Origin of the sequence: Pseudomonas sp. P20 (assembly GCF_016463925.1) — a bacterium.
Taxonomy (GTDB): domain Bacteria; phylum Pseudomonadota; class Gammaproteobacteria; order Pseudomonadales; family Pseudomonadaceae; genus Pseudomonas; species Pseudomonas aeruginosa.
In genome coordinates this window covers 177,888-195,692 of the sequence record NZ_JAEMVM010000013.1, presented here as the reverse complement: position 1 = coordinate 195,692, position 17,805 = coordinate 177,888, and the positions used below count along the sequence as shown (strand labels likewise).

The 17,805-nt window shown below is 67.4% G+C and carries 19 protein-coding genes; 14 read left to right on the top strand and 5 right to left on the bottom strand.

Annotated features, from left to right (window positions below):
- Position 1: 1 nt before the first annotated feature.
- Both gmd and rmd read right to left on the bottom strand, forming a co-directional pair.
- The gene (gmd, locus tag JHD77_RS18660) at positions 2–973 is read right to left on the bottom strand and encodes a GDP-mannose 4,6-dehydratase (protein ID WP_003096890.1); all 972 of its coding nucleotides are present in this window, start codon (positions 971–973) and stop codon (positions 2–4) included.
- Positions 970–1,884, bottom strand: a complete 915-nt coding sequence (gene rmd / locus JHD77_RS18655; protein WP_003102568.1) for a GDP-6-deoxy-D-mannose reductase — start codon at positions 1,882–1,884, stop codon at positions 970–972. The genes gmd and rmd overlap by 4 nt, the downstream gene beginning before the upstream one ends.
- Before the next feature lie 407 nt (positions 1,885–2,291).
- On the opposite strand from rmd, the gene JHD77_RS18650 reads away from it, so the two are divergent.
- The 10 genes from JHD77_RS18650 to JHD77_RS18605 all read left to right on the top strand — a co-directional run bounded on the left by JHD77_RS18650 (position 2,292) and on the right by JHD77_RS18605 (position 11,569).
- Positions 2,292–3,920, top strand: a complete 1,629-nt coding sequence (locus JHD77_RS18650; RefSeq protein WP_003102567.1) for a glycosyltransferase — start codon at positions 2,292–2,294, stop codon at positions 3,918–3,920.
- A complete protein-coding gene (locus tag JHD77_RS18645; RefSeq protein ID WP_003102565.1) occupies positions 3,914–5,215 on the top strand; it encodes a glycosyltransferase in 1,302 nt (433 codons plus the stop codon). Before JHD77_RS18650 ends, JHD77_RS18645 begins: the two co-directional genes overlap by 7 nt.
- Positions 5,212–6,075, top strand: a complete 864-nt coding sequence (locus JHD77_RS18640; protein ID WP_003102563.1) for a class I SAM-dependent methyltransferase — start codon at positions 5,212–5,214, stop codon at positions 6,073–6,075. Before JHD77_RS18645 ends, JHD77_RS18640 begins: the two co-directional genes overlap by 4 nt.
- Positions 6,072–7,214: an acyltransferase family protein gene (locus tag JHD77_RS18635; RefSeq protein ID WP_003102561.1), complete on the top strand. Its 1,143-nt coding sequence runs from the start codon at positions 6,072–6,074 to the stop codon at positions 7,212–7,214. Before JHD77_RS18640 ends, JHD77_RS18635 begins: the two co-directional genes overlap by 4 nt.
- Complete coding sequence (locus JHD77_RS18630; RefSeq protein WP_191519380.1) at positions 7,208–8,044, top strand: class I SAM-dependent methyltransferase; 837 nt, start codon at positions 7,208–7,210, stop codon at positions 8,042–8,044. Before JHD77_RS18635 ends, JHD77_RS18630 begins: the two co-directional genes overlap by 7 nt.
- Before the next feature lie 162 nt (positions 8,045–8,206).
- The gene (locus tag JHD77_RS18625) at positions 8,207–8,419 is read left to right on the top strand and encodes a DUF1127 domain-containing protein (RefSeq protein WP_003096905.1); all 213 of its coding nucleotides are present in this window, start codon (positions 8,207–8,209) and stop codon (positions 8,417–8,419) included.
- 95 nt (positions 8,420–8,514) lie between these two features.
- The gene (locus JHD77_RS18620; RefSeq protein ID WP_003096907.1) at positions 8,515–8,832 is read left to right on the top strand and encodes a DUF2388 domain-containing protein; all 318 of its coding nucleotides are present in this window, start codon (positions 8,515–8,517) and stop codon (positions 8,830–8,832) included.
- 124 nt (positions 8,833–8,956) lie between these two features.
- A complete protein-coding gene (locus tag JHD77_RS18615) occupies positions 8,957–9,250 on the top strand; it encodes a DUF2388 domain-containing protein (protein WP_003096909.1) in 294 nt (97 codons plus the stop codon).
- Positions 9,251–9,293: 43 nt separating this feature from the next.
- On the top strand, positions 9,294–9,614 hold the full coding sequence (locus tag JHD77_RS18610) for a DUF2388 domain-containing protein (protein ID WP_003114112.1): 321 nt from the start codon (positions 9,294–9,296) through the stop codon (positions 9,612–9,614).
- Positions 9,611–11,569 carry a DUF7844 domain-containing protein gene (locus tag JHD77_RS18605; protein WP_003102547.1) on the top strand — a complete coding sequence of 653 codons (1,959 nt, stop codon included), beginning with the start codon at positions 9,611–9,613 and terminating at the stop codon, positions 11,567–11,569. Before JHD77_RS18610 ends, JHD77_RS18605 begins: the two co-directional genes overlap by 4 nt.
- Positions 11,570–11,676: 107 nt before the next feature.
- On the opposite strand, the gene JHD77_RS18600 is transcribed toward JHD77_RS18605, so the two are convergent.
- Positions 11,677–12,096: a GFA family protein gene (locus JHD77_RS18600; protein ID WP_003102545.1), complete on the bottom strand. Its 420-nt coding sequence runs from the start codon at positions 12,094–12,096 to the stop codon at positions 11,677–11,679.
- 67 nt (positions 12,097–12,163) lie between these two features.
- Here JHD77_RS18600 and JHD77_RS18595 point away from each other — a divergent pair, with 67 nt between their 5' ends.
- The 4 genes from JHD77_RS18595 (at position 12,164) to JHD77_RS18580 (ending at position 15,836) form a co-directional block, all read left to right on the top strand.
- On the top strand, positions 12,164–13,108 hold the full coding sequence (locus tag JHD77_RS18595; protein WP_003096914.1) for an AEC family transporter: 945 nt from the start codon (positions 12,164–12,166) through the stop codon (positions 13,106–13,108).
- Positions 13,105–13,467 carry a DUF2388 domain-containing protein gene (locus tag JHD77_RS18590; RefSeq protein WP_003102543.1) on the top strand — a complete coding sequence of 121 codons (363 nt, stop codon included), beginning with the start codon at positions 13,105–13,107 and terminating at the stop codon, positions 13,465–13,467. The genes JHD77_RS18595 and JHD77_RS18590 overlap by 4 nt, the downstream gene beginning before the upstream one ends.
- Before the next feature lie 279 nt (positions 13,468–13,746).
- Positions 13,747–15,051, top strand: a complete 1,305-nt coding sequence (locus JHD77_RS18585; protein WP_003096918.1) for a CitMHS family transporter — start codon at positions 13,747–13,749, stop codon at positions 15,049–15,051.
- A gap of 20 nt (positions 15,052–15,071) precedes the next feature.
- The gene (locus JHD77_RS18580; RefSeq protein ID WP_003096920.1) at positions 15,072–15,836 is read left to right on the top strand and encodes a TerC family protein; all 765 of its coding nucleotides are present in this window, start codon (positions 15,072–15,074) and stop codon (positions 15,834–15,836) included.
- Positions 15,837–15,841: 5 nt separating this feature from the next.
- On the opposite strand, the gene prfH is transcribed toward JHD77_RS18580, so the two are convergent.
- Entirely contained in the window at positions 15,842–16,456 is a 615-nt protein-coding gene (gene prfH / locus JHD77_RS18575; RefSeq protein ID WP_003114116.1) for a peptide chain release factor H, read from the bottom strand.
- Positions 16,453–17,592, bottom strand: a complete 1,140-nt coding sequence (locus tag JHD77_RS18570; RefSeq protein ID WP_003121369.1) for an RNA ligase RtcB family protein — start codon at positions 17,590–17,592, stop codon at positions 16,453–16,455. The genes prfH and JHD77_RS18570 overlap by 4 nt, the downstream gene beginning before the upstream one ends.
- Between the last annotated feature and the right edge of the window lie 213 nt (positions 17,593–17,805).

The window sequence follows — 17,805 nt, the reverse complement described above, 5'->3', positions numbered from 1 at the left end:
CTTACTCCCGGGAAACGCGTCGCAGGTCCGCCTCGACCATCATCCGGATCAGCTCGTCCAGGCTGGTCCTGGGCTTCCAGCCGAGCACACGCTGAGCCTTGGCCGGATTACCCAGCAGCACGTCGACCTCGGCGGGCCGGAAGAACGCCGGGTCGATCTTGAGGAAGTCGCGGTAGTCCAGGCCCACATGCTCGAAAGCGATCTGGCACATGTCGCGCACGGTGGTAGTGACACCGGTGGCCACCACGTAGTCGTCGGCCTTGTCCTGCTGCAACATCAGCCACATGGCTTCGACGTAGTCCCCGGCAAAGCCCCAGTCGCGCTTGGCGTCGACGTTGCCCAGGCGCAATTCCTGCTGCTTGCCGAGCTTGATGCGGGCCACCGCGTCGGTAACCTTGCGCGTGACGAACTCGATGCCGCGCAGCGGCGATTCGTGGTTGAACAGGATGCCGCTGGAGGCGTGCAGGCCGAAGCTCTCGCGATAGTTGACGGTGATCCAGTGGCCATAGAGCTTGGCCACGCCGTAGGGGCTGCGCGGGTAGAAGGGCGTGTTCTCGTCCTGGCGCTCGGCCTGGATCAGGCCGAACATCTCGCTGGTGGAAGCCTGGTAGAAGCGCGTTTCCGGGCTGAACTGGCGGATCGCCTCGAGCAGGTGGGTCACGCCCAGGCCGTCGACGACGCCGGTGGTCACCGGCTGGTTCCAGGAGGCCCCGACGAAGCTCTGTGCCGCCAGGTTGTAGACCTCCTGCGGCTGCGCCTTGATCACCGCGCGCTGCACCGAACAGGCATCGGCCATGTCGCCGTCCTCGTACTGGATATCGCCTTCGATCCCCAGTTCGCGCAGGCGCCAGCGCGTGTCGCTGCTGCGCCGCGCCACCAGGCCGTGGACCCGGTAGCCCTTCTCCAGCAGCAGCTTGGCCAGGTACGCTCCGTCCTGACCGGTGATCCCAGTTACCAGTGCACTTCTTGTCATTCTTCTCGTACCCGTGACTCCCAGTCGGACAGGATCGCCCGCAGGGACTGTTTTATGGTTATTTCAGGCTTCCAGCCCGTGGTGTCGTGCAGTCGCGCATGGCTGCCGCGAACCCGCCGCTGTTCCGCCCGGCGCATCCTGGCAGGGTCCTGAACGATTTCCAGCTCGACCTGGGCGATGTCCGCCAGCAGTTCGATCAGCTCGCGAATCTTCTGCTCCTGCCCGGAACAGACGTTATAGACGGCGCCCGCCTCGCCGTGGGAGAGCAGGCGCAGATAGGCTGACAGCACGTCCTGGACATCGAGGAAATCACGGCTGACGTCGATGTCCCCCACTTCCAGCCGATTGGCCTGCAAGCCCTGCTTCATCCGGGCGATCTGCCGCGCGGCGCTGGCGATCACGAAGCTGTCCTTCTGCCCCGGCCCTATATGGTTGAACGGTCGCGCCACCAGCACCCGCCAGCCTTCGGTGATACCCCACTGCAGGCACAGCGACTCGGCCGCCAGCTTGCTGACCGCATAGGGATTGCGCGGGTGGGGGATGAGTTCCTCGTGGATCGGCAACGCCGCCTCGGCCACCTGGCCGTAGACGTCGCCGGAGCTGATGTACAGGAAGGTACCGGAGAAACCCCGCGCCTTAAGCGCCTGGAGCAGGTTCAGGGTGCCAAGGAGGTTGATCTGCAGGGTCCGCGCAGGATCGCGGAAGGCCTCCGGCACGTAGGTCTGCCCGGCCAGGTGGATGACCGTATCCGGCAGCTCCGGCCAGAGGTCGCCCAGCGAATCCGGCTCCAGCAGGTCGTAACGATGCGGTACGGGAAGGAGCGCCCACGGCGTGTGGGCCGCTGCCAGATAAGCTTGAAGATGCTTGCCTACGAAACCGGAGAGCCCGGTGACGAACAGACGCTGAGTCAAGGAAGCGGGCCTTTTATCTGATGCTACGCTCAGCGACGCTCTTCCTAGGAATACGACGTTCCAGAGGTCATGCCGGATAGCGTGTTGTTCTGATTATCGCGCTCCAATCTGTGCCAAGAATGCGCCGATTTCAACCGCTTATTCGTGACCGGTAGGTTCTCATTCGAACGGCATGACGTTTTCTCCGTCAGCCTTCACGTTTTTGCGAAAGGTATGTTTAGAATGCCTCTCGATTTCGTGCTTGACTGCCTCCTGTTCTGTTGATCGAACAGGTCGCGGTCGCGATAACAGAACAAGAACACGATGGGTCGACCAGTCCGCCGGGAAGGCTTCCGGACAACGAAGCAGCACCTGGCCTCGCTCATCACCACCAAGCTGTCGAACGGGCAGTTTCATCACGAGATGCCATGAATTTCATCCTTTACTCGGATATCAACGAGCGCTCGATCGGCCACAACCTCGGTCGCCCCGAATACAGCTACTACTTCGTCCTCAAGGCCTACCGGCCAATCCTCGAATCGCTGGGACAGGTCCACCTGGTACAGAGCACGGACGAAGTCGACCCGCTCTACCGGCAACTGCATGAACAGGGCGAAGACTGCCTGTTCCTCTCCTTCACCCCGCCGCACAAGGCGGCGCGGGGCCTGCAATGCCCGATGCTGTGCGTGGTCGCCTGGGAGTTCGAGTCGATTCCCGACGTGGCGTGGGACGGCGATCCGGCGCAGGACTGGAGCCAGGTCCTGGCCGGCCATGGCGCAGCCATCACCCTCTCCGAGCAGACTGCCCGCGCGGTTCGCCGGGTGCTGGGCGAAGATTTTCCGGTACTGGCGCTGCCGACGCCGATCTGGGAGGACTTCGCCGCGATCCGCCAGCAAGGCGAACGGAATCCGGTCAAGTCCGGCGAGACCCTGCAACTCAAGGGCTGCGTCATCGACAGCCGCCTGCTGGGCCTTTCCGCCGACGGCCTCATCGCACCGATCAGGGAAGAGACCGAGGACGAGATCCTCGAGGTCCTCCCCGAGACGCCCGCCGAGCCCGAGCCCGAACCGGTCCCTGAGCCAGAACCAGAGCCAGAGCCGGTTCCTCTCGACTGGAGGCGCCGACTGGTCATCAGCAAGCACTACCTGCTGCTGTGGTACCGGGAAGCCGTCAGCGACCTGGTACCCATACCGGTACGCCGCTGGCTGTTCCGTCACCTGCGCCGGCCGCTGCCGCCCCCGCCAACGGCGCTGGAAACGCTGCCGGAGCCATTGCCCCAGGCCATCGAGCCGATGCCGCCCGCCGAGCCCGAGCATCCGCCGGCGCTGTTGCCGGCCGTCGACCAGCACCAGCAGGTCGTCGTGGACGGGGTGGTCTACGTCTCGGTGTTCAATCCGCTGGACGGGCGCAAGAACTGGCATCACCTGATCACCGCCTTCTGCTGGGCATTCCGCGACACCAGCGATGCCACGCTGGTGCTGAAGATGACCCAGAGCGACCTAACGACCTACCACGTCGAACTGCTCACCCTGCTTTCCCAACTGTCGCCATTCGCCTGCCGGGTCATCGCCCTGCACGGCTATCTCGATGCCGCGGAGTACGCCCGCCTGTACGGAGCCGCCAGCTACTACGTGAACGCCTCGCGCTGCGAGGGCCTGTGCCTGCCGCTGATGGAATTCATGTCCTGCGGCACCCCGGCGATCGCTCCGGACCATTCGGCGATGGCCGACTACATGGACGCCCAGGTGGGCTTCGTGGTCCGCTCCAGCCAGGAGCCCGCGGCCTGGCCGCAGGATTCGCGCCGGTTGTACAGCACCCGGCGCTACCGGCCGAGCTGGGAGTCCCTGAAGGAGGCCTACCTGGAGAGCTACCGGGTAGCCCGGGAACAGCCGGAGCGCTATCGGCAACTGTCCGCCGCGGCCAACCAACGCATGCGCGGCTACTGCGCCGGCGACGTGGTCCGCCAGCGCCTGGAACCCTTCCTTTCCGCCCGCAAGGCAACCCCTGCGCCCGGCGTCGAACTGGCGGCCACCGCCACAGGCAACGTTCCATGCTGATCATCATCCACTCCGAGACCAACAAGACCACCATCCGGCAGAACCTCGGGCGCCCGGAGTACAGCTATTACTTCGTCCTCAAGGAATTCCGTCCGCTGCTGGAAGAGATCGGCCAGGTGGTCGAAGTCAGCGATCCCGACGAACTGGTGGACCGCCTCTACCACGACTGCCGCAAGCGCGGCGAACCCTGCGTCTTCCTCTCCTTCTCGCCGCCCCATCGCACGCCGATCCACCATGCCTGCCCGACCATCCCGGTGTTCGCCTGGGAGTTCAGCACCCTGCCCAGCGAAACCTGGCACGGCGAACCGCGCCACGACTGGCGACATGTGCTGCGCCACAGCGGACGGGCCATCACCCACTCCAGCTTCACGGTCGACGTGGTGCGCGCCGCCATGGGTCGCGACTACCCGGTACTGAGCGTGCCGGCGCCGGTCTGGGATCGCTTCGCCAACCGCGCCTCGCAGCAGGCGGGCCGTCCCGAAGCCCGGGATGTGCGCCTGCACCTGGACGGCCTGCTGGTGGACAGCCGCCAGCTGGACCTGGCCGACCATGCCGACCCCGAGCCGTCGGCGGAGGTCCTGGCCCTGCCGGACCGCGCGGCGAAACAGGTCGAGCTGAGCCTCGACGGGGTCATCTACACCTCGGTGTTCAACCCCTACGACGGGCGCAAGAACTGGCAGGACATGATCAGCGCGTTCTGCGCCACCTTCCGCGACGAGCCCGACGCCACCCTGGTGCTGAAACTGACCCACCACAACGTCGGCGAAGCGCTGGCCGACATGCTTCACCACCTGTACAAGAACCAGTCCTACCGCTGCCGCATCGTGCTGATCCACGGCTACCTCGCCGACCCGGACTACGAGCGGCTGGTCGAGGCCACCAGCTACGTGGTGAACACCTCCTACGGCGAAGGCCAATGCCTGCCGCTGATGGAATTCATGTCCAGCGGCAAGCCGGCCGTGGCTCCGCGCAATACCGCGATGATCGACTACATCGACGCCGACAACGCCTTCATCGTCGACTCCTCGGAAGAAGCCACCGCCTGGCCCCACGACCCGCGCGCGGCCTACCGCACGCTGCGCTACATCACCGACTGGGAGTCGCTGTGCCGGGCCTACCGGGCCAGTTTCGAGGTCGCTCGCCAGGAGCCGGAGCGCTACGCACGCATGTCCGCGCATGCCAGCGCCAGCCTCGAACGCTTCTGCAGCCGCAAGCTGGCCGTGGAGCGCCTGCGTCGCTTCCTCGACGAAGCGGCACAAGGCGACCCCGCCGCCTTGCAAAGCATCCCGGCATGATCCGCGCCCTGCTCCAACGCTGGCGTTCCCGTCCCGCTGCGGCGAGCGAACCGGTGTCGCCACGCATGTGCGGTCTGCGCGATGCGGTGCTGGATGGCTGGTTCCGCAGCGAAACCGGCGAACTGCTCGCCGGCTTCGCCATCGGCGCCCAGGACACCCTGCTCGATCTCGGCTGCGGCGAAGGCGTCGCCACCCTCTTCGCCGCCCGCCAGGGCGCTTCGGTGATCTTCACCGACAGCGAGGAGGACAAGGTGCGAAGCCTGGCGCAGCAGGTCGAGGCGGTGGCCCGGCGGCCCTTCACCGGCCTGGTCAGCGACAGCGATCCGCTGCCGCTGCGCGACGCCTGCGCCGACAAGCTGGTGTGCATGGAAGTGCTCGAACACGTGGCCAACCCAGCGCGGGTGATAGCCGAACTCGTGCGTCTCGGGCGCCCTGGCGCGCAGTACCTGCTGAGCGTGCCGGACCCGGTCGGCGAACACCTGCAGCAGGGCATCGCCCCGGCCGACTACTTCCGGGCGCCCAACCACATCCACATCTTTTCCCGTGACGACTTCGCGCGCCTGGTGCAGGACGCCGGGCTGGTCATCGAGCACCGCCAGGCCAGCGGCTTCTTCTGGGTGATGGGCATGATCTTCTTCTGGGCCAGCGAACGGGCCGCCGGCCGTGAGCTCGGCGGCGCCGTCCGCGACCGTATCCAGCCGCCCTACCCGGCGCTGATGGAAGACTGGGCACGGCTCTGGGAAAACCTCCTGGCCCGTCCCGACGGCCTGGAGATCAAGCACCTGCTCGACCACTTCATGCCCAAGAGCCAGGTGATCATCGCGCGCAAGCCGCTCGACCCCGGATCGTCGCGGACATGAGCGGCAAACGCATCCTCGACATCGAACTGTTGCGCGGGCTGGCCGTGCTCGGCGTGGTATTCCACCATCTGCACGGCAACCTGTTCAGCGGCTCCCCGGCACTGCTGGACGGCATCAACCAGCGCGTCCAGTTCTGGTGGGGCGTGGACCTGTTCTTCGCCATCTCCGGCTTCGTCATCGCCCGCACCCTCATCCCGCAACTGCGCGAGGCGCCCACACGCCAGGCATTCTGGGAACAGGCGCGGTACTTCTGGATCCGCCGCGCCTTCCGCCTGCTGCCCTCGGCCTGGCTGTGGCTGGCGCTGATCCTGGCCTGTTGCCTGCTGCTGAACCGCTCCGGAGCCTTCGGCAGCCTGTCGGCCAACCTCGCGGCGAGCCTCGCCGGTTTCCTCCAGGTCGCCAACTTCCGCTTCGCCGACAGTTTCTACCGCTACGAATACGGTGCCAGCTTCGTCTACTGGAGCCTTTCCCTGGAGGAACAGTTCTACCTCCTGCTGCCGCTGCTGATCCTCTGCCTGCGTCGCTACCTGGGCTGGGCCCTCCTGGCGCTGGTGCTGGTCCAGTTCTTCAGCCTGCGCACGCCGCTGCTGATGGTATTGCGCACCGACGCCCTGGCCATCGGCGTACTACTCGCCCTCGCCTCCCTGCAGCCTGGCTATGCCCGCTGGAACCCCACCCTGCTGGGCCGCGCCTGGAGCGGGCCGTTGCTGCTGGCCGCCGTGGCCGCGGCCCTGGGCGTGCTGGCCAGCGAAGCGTACAGCCTGGTCGCCGTGCGGATCGGCGCCATCGCGCTATTGTGCGGACTGCTGGTGTGGATAGCCTCCTACGACCGCGACTACCTGCTCTCCAACGGGCCGCTGAAGCGCTTGCTGGTCTGGGTCGGCGCGCGCTCCTATGCGATCTACCTGATCCACATCCCGGCGTTCTATCTCAGTCGCGAACTCTGCTTCCGCCTGGGCTGGGACGCCGGCGAGCGGCCCCTGTCGCTGCTCGCCATCAGCCTGGTCCTGATCGTCGTACTCAGCGAGCTCAACTACCGCTTCGTCGAGAGCCCCTGCCGCGACCTGGGCTCCCGCCTGGTCAAGCGCCTGAGCGCCGCCCGCCGCGTCGCCACCACTTCCGGAGCCACCTCATGCTGAACTTCCTCAAGAAGATCGTCTCGCCGCCCAGCCCCGCCACCGAGCCCGTCGCCGCGCCACCCGCACCCGCGCCGGTCGACCCGTACATGCTCGGGTTGCGCGACGCGGTGCTCAGCGGCTGGTTCAACCAGGAGACCGACGAGCTGTTCAGCGGCTTTCCGATTTCCGCCGAGGACACCGTGCTCGACGCGGGGTGCGGCGACGGCGGCAACGTTCATTTCTGCGCCATGCGCGGCGCTCGCATCATCATCGCCGACATCGACGCGGAAAAGATCGCCAGGACCCGCGAGCGCCTGGCCGATACCCCGGCCCGCGAACTGGAATGCCTGGTCAGCGACTGCGACCCGTTGCCCCTGGCTGACGCCACGGCCACCCGGGTGGTCTCCACCGAGGTCATCGAGCACGTCGACGATCCGCGGCAGTTCCTCGCCGAGCTGGTGCGGGTCGGCCAGCCCGGCGCACTCTATCTGCTCAGCGTGCCGCATCCCACGTCGGAAGACCTGCAGAAAGACTTCGCCGCCGACGAATACTTCCGCAAACCCAACCACATCCGCGTGCTCGGCGAGGAGCAGTTCGCCGCACTGGTGCGCGAAGCCGGGCTGGAAATCCTCAGCCACAGCCGCTACGGCTTCTACTGGTCGCTGTGGATGCTGCTGTTCTGGGAGGCCAAGGTCGATTTCGGCAATCCCGACCATCCCCTCCTCGAACACTGGGCCAGGACCTGGCAGGCGCTGCTCGACTCGCCGCGCGGCCCGGCCATCAAGCAGGCCCTGGACGCCGTGGTCGCCAAGAGCCAGGTGATCATCGCGCGCAAGCCCGCCCAGGCGTAGAACCACCGGAACAGTTCCGCTACAGCCGGGCGGAACAGTTGCCGGGGCCACCGAACTGTTCCGTCCAACTCCCGCGTGGTTGCCCCTGAGCAAGCCAGCGGTCCCGGCGCATCATGAGGTTCCACACCCCGCCCCCATCCCCGGGATGGGAAGGAACGCACGATGAGGACATCCCCGCACCCGCACGCCGGGAGTTCCAGCGGTCTCCCGGCCGCCCATCCACATCTCGCCGCCCTGCTGGAAAAATTGAATTCCTGGCGACAAAACGCTCGATCGCGCAAGCATCTTGCGCAAATGTCCGAACACGACCTCGCCGACCTGGCGATCAGCCCGAGCGAACGCTACGTAGAGATTTCGAAACCTTTCTGGCGCTGAGCCGCTGGTGACGTGGCGCACAGTTGGTTAGTCTCAGCGTTGACACGGCCGCGCGGATGCGGCCGTCTACGCTGACTTCGTTCGGAGCAACTCACATGAAACGTCTGCGCCTGATCGGTGCCGCTGCCCTGCTCGCCTGCGCCTCCAGCGCGTTCGCCAGCAGCTTCGTGGTCACCACGGATACTCTGGTCCGCGCCACCGGCATGACCTCCAATGCCACTTCGGACATCACCAATTCCTTCCGCGACGACAAGATCGTCCTCGAAGCGCGCGACGACGCCGCCAGCTTCGTCGCCAGCCAGGGCGACATCCGCGGTTCGCACCTGGAAGCCGCACTGCGCCACATCCGTGGCAAGCTGCCGAGCCTGGCCGCCAACGACATGCAACTGGCCCAGGCGATCCTGACCATCTGAGTCGCCCGCCCCGCCGCCGCAGCCGCCCGGCTGCGGCGATGACCTGGCCGACCGGCCACACTGGCTCCGCGCCGCACATTCCGTTAGCCTTGGCGGCTGTTCCAGTCCTATTCCGCCCAACCCCATGCGTTACCGGTTCTCGTTGCTCTTCTGTTGCCTGCTGGCGCCCGCTGCGCACGCCTTCGATACCACGACGGCGTTCACCGCGAAGTCCCTTTACGTCACCAGCAAGCTGACCAGCACGCCGTTCGAGAACAAATTGTTACGCGATGCCCGGGGCGATGCGGCCAGCTTCGTCGCCAGCGATGGCAGCATCCGTGGTGCGCGCCTGGAAGCGGCGCTGCGCTGGTTGCGTGTCGCGCACCCCGAGCTGGCGGCCAGCGATCAGGAACTGGCCGAAGCAATTCTTGCCCAATAGGCGATCACCACCGTTCCGGAGAACCTCCATGCGCCGTAGCTCCATGCGTCATAGCCCCCTGTTCGCCGCCCTGCTGCTGGCGCTCTGCGCCACGGCCGCGGAAGCACGCTCGGTGGTCGCGACCAGCAATATCATCGTCCGCGCCCTCGACCGCAGCATCGACTTCACTTCCGACACCACCACTTCCGTGCGCGACATGAAAGTGGTCACCGAGGCGCGCGACGACGCCGCCAGTTTCGTCGCCAGCGACGGCGCCATTCGCGGCGCCCAGCTGGAAGCCGCGATGCGGACCCTGCGCAGCCGTCTGCCGGAAGCCCGGGAAGCCTCCGACCAGGTACTTGCCGAAGCCATTCTCGCCCTGTGAGGAAGGCCTGCGCCTGGCTGCTGGCGCTGGCCCTCTGCGGAGCCGGCAACGCGACGGCGGCCCTGCGCCTGAAACTCGACGCGCCTGAACTGGACCCTGCGCAGCGCGAGGCCAGCCAGCAACTCTTGGACGAAGCCGCGGACAAGTTGCCGCCGGCCTTCCGCGAACGCCTGGACCGCGAGATCGAGGTCGAGTGGCGCGACGACCTGCCCGCCAACGGCATGGGCCAGGCCCGTGGCCCGCAGCGCATCGCGCTGAACCGCAAGTACCTGGCCGATCTCACCGACGGCAGCGCCGCCAGCCGCCAGACCGGGCGCGTGCACGGCACCGAGCGGCGCGAGCTGCTGGCGACCCTGCTGCACGAGCTGACCCACGTCTACGATCGCGCGCGCCTGTGGTCGGCGGAGGAAAAACGCGAGATCCGCCGCTGCACGCGCCAGGAAGAAACCCTCGGCCGGATCGCCCAGCCCACCGATTGCCGCGGGCAGAGCGGTCGCCGCTTCACGCTCTCCGACGACCCGCGCCTGCTCGATCTCGCCGGCTGGCCGCAACGCGCCGGCCAGCGCGGGCGGCGCGAGGCGCACAATGGCTTCGTACTGCGCAGCCCGGACGTCTACGAGCTGAGCAATCCGCGCGAGTTCGTCGCGGTGAACATGGAGTACTTCCTCCTCGATCCCAGCTACGCCTGCCGCCGCCCGGCGCTCTACCGCTACTACCAGCAACGCTTCGGCTGGGCGCCGGAACACAGTGCCTGTGCGCAGAGCTTCGCCTACCTCAACGCCGGCCGCGACTTCGGCCAGCAGCCGCTGGGCCAGCTCGACCCCGAGCGGGTCTACGAGGTCGACTACCTGCTGGCCGAGGCCAACGACAACCTGGTCAGCCGCTGGGGCCACACCATGCTCCGCCTGGTGATCTGCGCCCCCGGCCGGCCGCGTGGGCCGGACTGCCGGCTGGACCTCGACCAGCATCTGGTGCTGTCCTACCGCGCCTTCGTCGGCGACCTGCAATTGTCCAGCTGGGACGGCCTGACCGGCGCCTATCCGTCGCGCCTGTTCGTCCTGCCGCTGTCGCAGGTGATCGAGGAATACACCAAGGTCGAGCTGCGCAGCCTCGCCTCGGTGCCGCTGAAGCTGGACCGCGAGGAGGTCGCCAGCCTGGTCGAGCGCGCCGCGCAGAGTCACTGGAGCTACGACGGCCAGTACTACTTCATCTCCAACAATTGCGCGGTGGAAACCCTCAAGCTGCTGCGCAGCGGCATCCCCCGGCGACCGCTGCAAAGCCTGGACAGCATCACCCCCTACGGCGTGCTCGAGATGCTGGAGAACCGCAAGCTGGCCGATCCCAGTGTGCTCGACGACCCCAAGGAAGCCCTGCGCCTGGGCTACCGCTTCGACTCCTTCCGCGACCGCTACCAGGCGATGTTCGACGTGCTCAAGCAGCGCCTGCACATTCCCCAGGACAAGGTCGAGGACTGGCTGGCGCTGCCGGCCAGGGAGCGCCAGCCCTGGTTCGCCAAGGCCGACCTGCGCGCCAGCGCGGCGCTGCTGCTGCTCGAGCAGGCCTCGCTGCGGCGCCAGCTGCTGCTCGCCCAGGACGAGTTGAAGCGCCTGTACCTCGGCCACCTGGACAAGCCGGCCGGCGACCAGCGCCTGGAAGTGGCCGGCAAGACCTTCCAGCAGATCCTCGACGACAGCGGCTTCCTCAGTCGTCCGGCGGAACTCCTGGAGGGCGGCTACGGCCTGCCGCAGGCCGCCGAGTGGAAGCACCTGGAAGAGCAGACCCGCGAACGCCAGGCGCGCCTGCGCCGGCTCAGCGACGACCTCGACCGCGAGGTCCGCGCCCTGCTCGATCCCGAGCGCCGCGCCGAGCTGGAAGCCAACGAGGCCAACATCAAGGAGGTCGGCGCGCACCTGCGCGAGCTGCACAAGGCGGCCGGCGGGCTGATGCTGCCCTGAGGGAGGCGCCTGCAGGACGCATGGTCCCGAGCGCTCTTTCAGCGCCTCGCAGACGGCGGATAACGCTCTGCGTTATTCGCCCTACAGGTGCCACCTCCGGTCTTCGCTCACGGGTCGTCCGCTCCGGCGATGAACTCCTCGTCCTCTTCGGGCAACTGCGGGTCGAGGTGTAGCCATGGCAGGCGGCTGCCGACCCAGATGTGCCGGTTGGCGGGGGCGCGCTCGGGATGGTCGAGGCTGGCCACGGTGAAGTCCAGGGTATCGGCGCTGAGCCGGGTGAACAACGCCAGGTTGGCCCCGCAACGCGGGCAGAAGTAGCGCGTGCAGCTGGCCGACGAGGCATATTCCGCCGGTTCGCCCGCCAGCCAGCGGAACGCCGCGCGCGGCACCGTGGCCCAGGTGGTGACGATGCCGCCTGTGGTGCGCCGGCAGATCGAGCAGTGGCAGTGAGCGACATCGTCCAGCGGCGCGGCGACGGCGTAGCGCAGATAGCCGCAATGGCAACCGCCGGTATGGGTCTCGGGCATGGCGAATCCTCCTCGCGGGAGTGCCAGCATAAGCCGGACTTGCCCTGTGCCGCAGCCACCTCGCAAGATGAGCGGATTCCACTATCCGGGGGTGCCCGTGACCGCTCTGCTCTACTCCCTCTGGCCGCTGTTCGCCCTCATCGTCGGCGGTTACGCCCTGCGCCGCTGGGACTTTCCCGGCGAAGCCTTCTGGCCTGCCGCAGAACGCCTGAACTACTTCATCCTGTTTCCCGCGCTGCTGTTCAGCAACCTGGCGACCGCGCCGCTGGACGACCCCGGCCTGGCCCGCCAGGCCCTGGCCGTACTGCTCGGGCTCGGCGTCGCCTGGCTCGCCCTGCTGCTCTGCAAGCGCTGGCGCGGCTGGGACGCCGGGCGCTTCGGCGCCATCGCCCAGGGCGTATTGCGCTTCAACACCTATCTCGGCCTGGCCGCGGTCGGCAGCCTGTACGGCAAGCCGGGCCTGACCCTGGCCGCGCTGATGCTGGCGCTGATGGTGCCGACGGTGAACGTGATGTCGGTCTGGGCGCTGACCGCCGAGCGCGGCATCAGCCTGCGCGCGCTGCTGCTGCCGATCCTGAAGAACCCGCTGATCCTCGCCTGCCTCGCCGGCGCACTGGTCAACCTGGCCGGCGTCGGCCTGCCCGGCGGCAGCGATCGCCTGCTCAACCTGCTGGCGGTGGCCAGCCTGCCGCTGGGCCTGCTGTGCGTCGGCGCGGCGCTGAAACCCCAGGAACTCGGCGGCGAAGTCGCGGCCCTTGGCTGGAACTGCGCGGCGCGGCTGCTGGCGATGCCGCTGCTGGCCTTCGCCATCGCTCGCGGGCTGGGCCTGCCGAGCATGGAAAGCGCCGTGCTGGTACTGTTCTTCGCCCTGCCGACGGCGCCCACCGCCTATGTGCTGACCCGCCAACTGGGCGGCGACGGCCACCTGATGGCGGGCATCATTACCTTGCAAACGCTGCTTTCCGGCGCCACTCTGGTCGGCGTACTCCTCGTGCTGCAAGGAAGCCCATGACGACAGGACGCGTCGCCGCCGCCCTCACGGCGCTCTGCCTGCTCTGCCAACCGGCCTTCGGTTTCATCAAGGTGTTTCCCGAATTCGACGACGAACCCGGCGCCGCCACCTTCTTCTGGGCGGCCGTCACCACCGTCGGCCCGTTCATCGGCAGCACCGTCAGCGCACAGGAGTCCAGCGCTGACGAGGGCGACAAGCTCGTCCAGGCGCGGGACGACGCCGCCAGCTTCGTCGCCAGCGACGGTGCGATCCGTGGCGCGTACCTCCAGGCAGCCTTGCAGGTCCTGCGCCAGGCCCCGGAATACGCCGGGTACAGCGACCTGCAACTGGCCGCGGCGCTCCTCGCGCGGCAGCCCTGATCGACCATATATCCGAAATTACCCGCACGTTTCCCGCCGTTATCCAGCGAAAGCTGCCTGAAAGCTTCCCGCCGTAGCATCCGCCCACCACCGGCAGAAGACCGGACACGACGGCGCGCCCACGAGACGCCCGCTTACCCGTACAAAAACAACAATGGTGATTGCCATGCCCCGTTCCGCACACGCCTACAGCCGCACTCCGTCCGCGCGACGCCACCCGCCCGCCGCCTGCTGACCGCACGCCGCACGCCCGTCCGCCGTCTTCCCCGGAGTGAACCCATGCTGACCCTGCTCGCCTTCGCCATGGTGGCGACCTTCATGTTCCTGATCATGACCAAGCGCCTGTCCGCGCTGATCGCGCTGATCCTGGTCCCGATCGCCTTCGCCCTGATCGGCGGTTTCGCCGCCGGCCTCGGCCCGATGATGCTCGACGGCATCCGCACCCTGGCGCCGACCGGCGTGATGCTGATGTTCGCGATCCTCTACTTCGCCATCATGATCGACTCCGGGCTGTTCGACCCGGCGGTGCGCAAGATCCTCCGGCTGGTCAAGGGCGACCCGCTGAAGGTCTCGCTGGGCACCGCGGCGCTGGCGATGATCGTCTCCCTCGACGGCGACGGCTCGACCACCTACATGATCTGCGTGGCCGCCGTACTGCCGTTGTACAGCCGCCTGGGCATGAGCCCGCTGGTGATGGCCTGCCTGATCATGCTCTCCAGCGGCGTGCTCAACATGACCCCCTGGGGTGGCCCCACCGCCCGCGCGGCGAGTGCCCTACACGTCGACCCGGCGGATATCTTCGTGCCGATGATCCCGGCGATGATCGCCGGGCTGCTGGCGATCTTCGCCATCGCCTGGATCTACGGCAAGCGCGAGCGCGCCCGTCTCGGCGAGCTGCACCTGCCCACCGACCATGAGGACCTGGCGGAGATCAGCGTGTCGCAGTATCCGGAGGCGCGCCGGCCCAAGCTGCTGTGGTTCAACGCTATTCTCACCGTGGTCCTGATGGCGACCCTGATCGCCGGCCTGCTGCCGATGCCGGTGCTGTTCATGATCGCCTTCGGCATCGCCATGATCGTCAACTACCCGTGCATCCAGGAGCAGAAGAAGCGCATCGGCGCACACGCCGAGAACATTCTCGCAGTGGTCTCGCTGATCTTCGCCGCCGGGGTGTTCACCGGCATCCTCTCCGGCACCGGGATGGTCGACGCCATGTCCAAGAGCCTGCTGGCGGTGATCCCGCCGGCGCTGGGCCCATACCTGGCGACCATCACCGCGCTGGTGAGCATGCCGTTCACCTTCTTCATGTCCAACGACGCCTTCTACTACGGCGTCCTGCCGATCCTCACCCAGGCCGCCGCCGAATACGGCATCACCCCGGTGGAAATGGCCCGCGCCTCGATCGTCGGCCAGCCGGTGCACCTGCTCAGCCCGCTGGTGCCCTCCACCTACCTGCTGGTGGGGCTGGCCAAGATCGACTTCGGCGACCACCAGCGCTTCACCCTGAAATGGGCCGTGCTGGTGTGCCTGGCAATCCTCGCCATGGCCCTGCTGCTGGGCCTGTTCCCCCTGTTCAGTAACTGACCGAGACGAGTGACCGCTTCATGGAATGGCTGACCAGCCCGGAAATCTGGATTGCGTTCTTCACCCTGACCGCCCTGGAGATCGTCCTCGGCATCGACAACATCATCATGATCTCGATCCTGGTCGGGCGCATGCCGAAGCACCTGCAGCCACGCACCCGCTTCTTCGGCCTGGCCCTGGCGATGGTGACGCGGATCCTGCTGTTGCTGTCGATCACCTGGGTCATGCGCCTGACCGCCGACCTCTTCCACCTGTTCGGCCAGGGCATCTCCGGACGCGACCTGATCCTGTTCTTCGGCGGCCTGTTCCTGCTCTGGAAAAGCAGCTCGGAGATCTACCAGGGCCTGGAAGGCGAGGAAGAAAGCGGCGATGAACCGAAGGGGTCGGCGGGCGGCTTCATCGGCACCATCATCCAGATCGCGATCATCGACATCGTCTTTTCCCTGGACTCGGTGATCACCGCCGTCGGCATGGTCTCCCACGTGCCGGTGATGGTCGCGGCGATCATCGTCGCGGTACTGGTGATGATGCTCTGCGCCGGCGCCATCAGCGACTTCATCGACAAGCACCCGTCGCTGAAGATGCTCGCCCTGTCGTTCCTCATCGTGGTCGGCACGGTGCTGATCGCCGAAGCCTTCGAAGTCCATGTGCCGAAGGGCTACGTCTACTTCGCCATGGCCTTCTCCCTGGCCGTGGAGGCGCTGAACATCCGCATGCGCGGCGCTGCCGCGCGCAAGCGGGGCGAAGAGCCAGTGAAGCTGCGCAAGGAAGTGCTCGGCGACTGAGCCGCTCAGGCCGGCTCGAAACGCTCGCCGCGGAATACCCGGCGAGCCGCGCCGCGACTGATCCGACCGTGGGCCCGGCGGCGCTCCGCGCGCAGCGCGTCGGCCGCGCTGCTCGCCTGGTCCGCGAGGCGCCGGGCGATCAGCAGGATCGCCAGGCGTTTGTTGGCGTGCTGGCTACGCTGGCTCTGCACCCTGACGCTGATGCCGCTGGCCAGGTGGGTGGCGCGCACCGCCGAGTCGGTGGTGTTGACATGCTGGCCGCCGGGGCCGGAAGAGCGCAGGGTCTCGAAACGGATCTCGCCCTCCAGACTGGCCGGCGGCGCGGCGAAGCGCTCCGCGCCGATGAACCAGTTCTTGCGCGCATGCCTTGCCCGGTAGGGGCTGGGGCAGATCCACTGGATACCGCCGCACCAGCGCTCGGCGAGCGCTTCGGCGGCAGTGCCGCGCAGCCCCAGGAGCAGCGAACGCCAGGTGCGCGGACGCTCGCCGGCCACCTCCTCGATTACCTCGACCTCGACGCCGGCTTGCGCCGCCTCGAGGCACAGCCGCTCGAACGCCTTCGCCACCGCCAGGCAGCATTCCGCCGGCCCCTGGGCCGCGGAGAGTTGCAGCAGGATCATCGGCAGCACTCCCCACGGGTCTTGTAGGTCAGCACCGGCTTCAGGCGGGCGACCAGGCGCAGCAGGCCGGCTTCGAGCAGCGCGCCGACCACCGAGTCGATACCCTTGTAGGCTTCCGGCGCTTCCTCGTAGATCAGTTGGCGGTCGCCACAGATCACCCTGCTGCCAAGGCGCGTACGGCCCAACTGGTCGACGCTGAAGCGCGCCGCCAGACGCTCCCGACACTCGCCGCGCTGCCATTTGCGACCGGCGCCGTGGGCCAGGGAGAACAGGCTCTGCGCGCTCGGCACAGGCTCCACCAGGTAGCTGTAGTCGCCGCGCGAGCCGGGGATCACCAGCACGCCCTGGTCGGCCGGGGTGGCGCCCTTGCGGTGCAGCCAGCCGTCGACGCCATCGACCTGTGCCGGCGCCACCAGGTTGTGGTTGATGTCGAGCAGTTCCAGGCCGTCGCAGCGCAAGCGTTCGAGAATGCGCCGGGCGATGAGCTGGCGGTTACCCTCGGCGAAGCGCAGCGCATCGGCGTGGCGCGCCAGGTAGGCGGAAGCTTCCAGGCTGCCGTCGAGCAGGCCGGCGTGGCCATGCAGGCTGACCTGCTCTTGCAGGATCGCCTGGCCGAGACCGCGCGAGCCACTGTGCACCAGCAGTTGCAGGCGGCCGGCATCGAGGCCGAGGGCGTGCAGGGCGGCCTGGTCGAACACGGTCTCGACCTGCTGTAGCTCGGCGAAGTGGTTGCCGCCACCGATCGTGCCGAGCGCGCGCCAGTGCTCGCGGGCCGGTAGATCCAGGGCTTCGATGCAGTCGCTCCAGGTCTCGTCCAGCGGCAGGTCGAGATTGCCCAGGCGCTTTTCCAGTTTGTCCGCCGACAGCTTGCCGGGGGCCAGGCCGGTTTCCCACAGGGCCATGCCACAGCCGATGTCGTTGCCGACCAGCGCCGGATAGAAGCGACCGACGGAGAAGAACGCCGCGCCGACCGGATAGCCGCGGCCGGGATGCAGGTCCGGGAGACCGACGACGCGGCACATGCCGTCCAGCTCGGCGGTGGTTTGCAGTTGCTGGATCGCCTTGCCTTCGATCCAGGTGCTGTCCGAGGCGATCAGTGCGACGCCCGCGGACAAAGGCTTGATGTAGTTGCCCATAATCCAATCCATGTGATTGAAACGGTAGATCCGGGGGGCAGACCGAAGCCGAGCGGGCACTCGCGGAAGGGCGAAGGGCGTCTAACGGAGAAGTGAAAACCTGGGGAGCGGTGACCGCGGCAGCCGATGACCTCTCGCCGGAAGCTTGCGCGGACGCAAGGGCGGGAATCGTTCAGCGGTGCAGGGGGTCGAGCGGTAGGTTTCGGTGGCCGT

What these genes read in the sequence shown, in the direction of transcription:
- JHD77_RS18625 (WP_003096905.1), top strand. Translation starts at nt 8,207, where the DNA reads ATGAGGACATCCCCGCACCCGCACGCCGGGAGTTCCAGCGGTCTCCCG.
- JHD77_RS18595 (WP_003096914.1), top strand. Translation starts at nt 12,164, where the DNA reads ATGAGCGGATTCCACTATCCGGGGGTGCCCGTGACCGCTCTGCTCTAC.
- JHD77_RS18590 (WP_003102543.1), top strand. Translation starts at nt 13,105, where the DNA reads ATGACGACAGGACGCGTCGCCGCCGCCCTCACGGCGCTCTGCCTGCTC.
- JHD77_RS18580 (WP_003096920.1), top strand. Translation starts at nt 15,072, where the DNA reads ATGGAATGGCTGACCAGCCCGGAAATCTGGATTGCGTTCTTCACCCTG.
- JHD77_RS18570 (WP_003121369.1), bottom strand. Translation starts at nt 17,592, where the DNA reads ATGGGCAACTACATCAAGCCTTTGTCCGCGGGCGTCGCACTGATCGCC.
- gmd (WP_003096890.1), bottom strand. Translation starts at nt 973, where the DNA reads ATGACAAGAAGTGCACTGGTAACTGGGATCACCGGTCAGGACGGAGCG.
- JHD77_RS18650 (WP_003102567.1), top strand. Translation starts at nt 2,292, where the DNA reads ATGAATTTCATCCTTTACTCGGATATCAACGAGCGCTCGATCGGCCAC.
- JHD77_RS18600 (WP_003102545.1), bottom strand. Translation starts at nt 12,096, where the DNA reads ATGCCCGAGACCCATACCGGCGGTTGCCATTGCGGCTATCTGCGCTAC.
- JHD77_RS18610 (WP_003114112.1), top strand. Translation starts at nt 9,294, where the DNA reads ATGCGTCATAGCCCCCTGTTCGCCGCCCTGCTGCTGGCGCTCTGCGCC.
- prfH (WP_003114116.1), bottom strand. Translation starts at nt 16,456, where the DNA reads ATGATCCTGCTGCAACTCTCCGCGGCCCAGGGGCCGGCGGAATGCTGC.
- JHD77_RS18635 (WP_003102561.1), top strand. Translation starts at nt 6,072, where the DNA reads ATGAGCGGCAAACGCATCCTCGACATCGAACTGTTGCGCGGGCTGGCC.
- JHD77_RS18640 (WP_003102563.1), top strand. Translation starts at nt 5,212, where the DNA reads ATGATCCGCGCCCTGCTCCAACGCTGGCGTTCCCGTCCCGCTGCGGCG.
- JHD77_RS18620 (WP_003096907.1), top strand. Translation starts at nt 8,515, where the DNA reads ATGAAACGTCTGCGCCTGATCGGTGCCGCTGCCCTGCTCGCCTGCGCC.
- JHD77_RS18645 (WP_003102565.1), top strand. Translation starts at nt 3,914, where the DNA reads ATGCTGATCATCATCCACTCCGAGACCAACAAGACCACCATCCGGCAG.
- JHD77_RS18585 (WP_003096918.1), top strand. Translation starts at nt 13,747, where the DNA reads ATGCTGACCCTGCTCGCCTTCGCCATGGTGGCGACCTTCATGTTCCTG.
- JHD77_RS18615 (WP_003096909.1), top strand. Translation starts at nt 8,957, where the DNA reads ATGCGTTACCGGTTCTCGTTGCTCTTCTGTTGCCTGCTGGCGCCCGCT.
- JHD77_RS18630 (WP_191519380.1), top strand. Translation starts at nt 7,208, where the DNA reads ATGCTGAACTTCCTCAAGAAGATCGTCTCGCCGCCCAGCCCCGCCACC.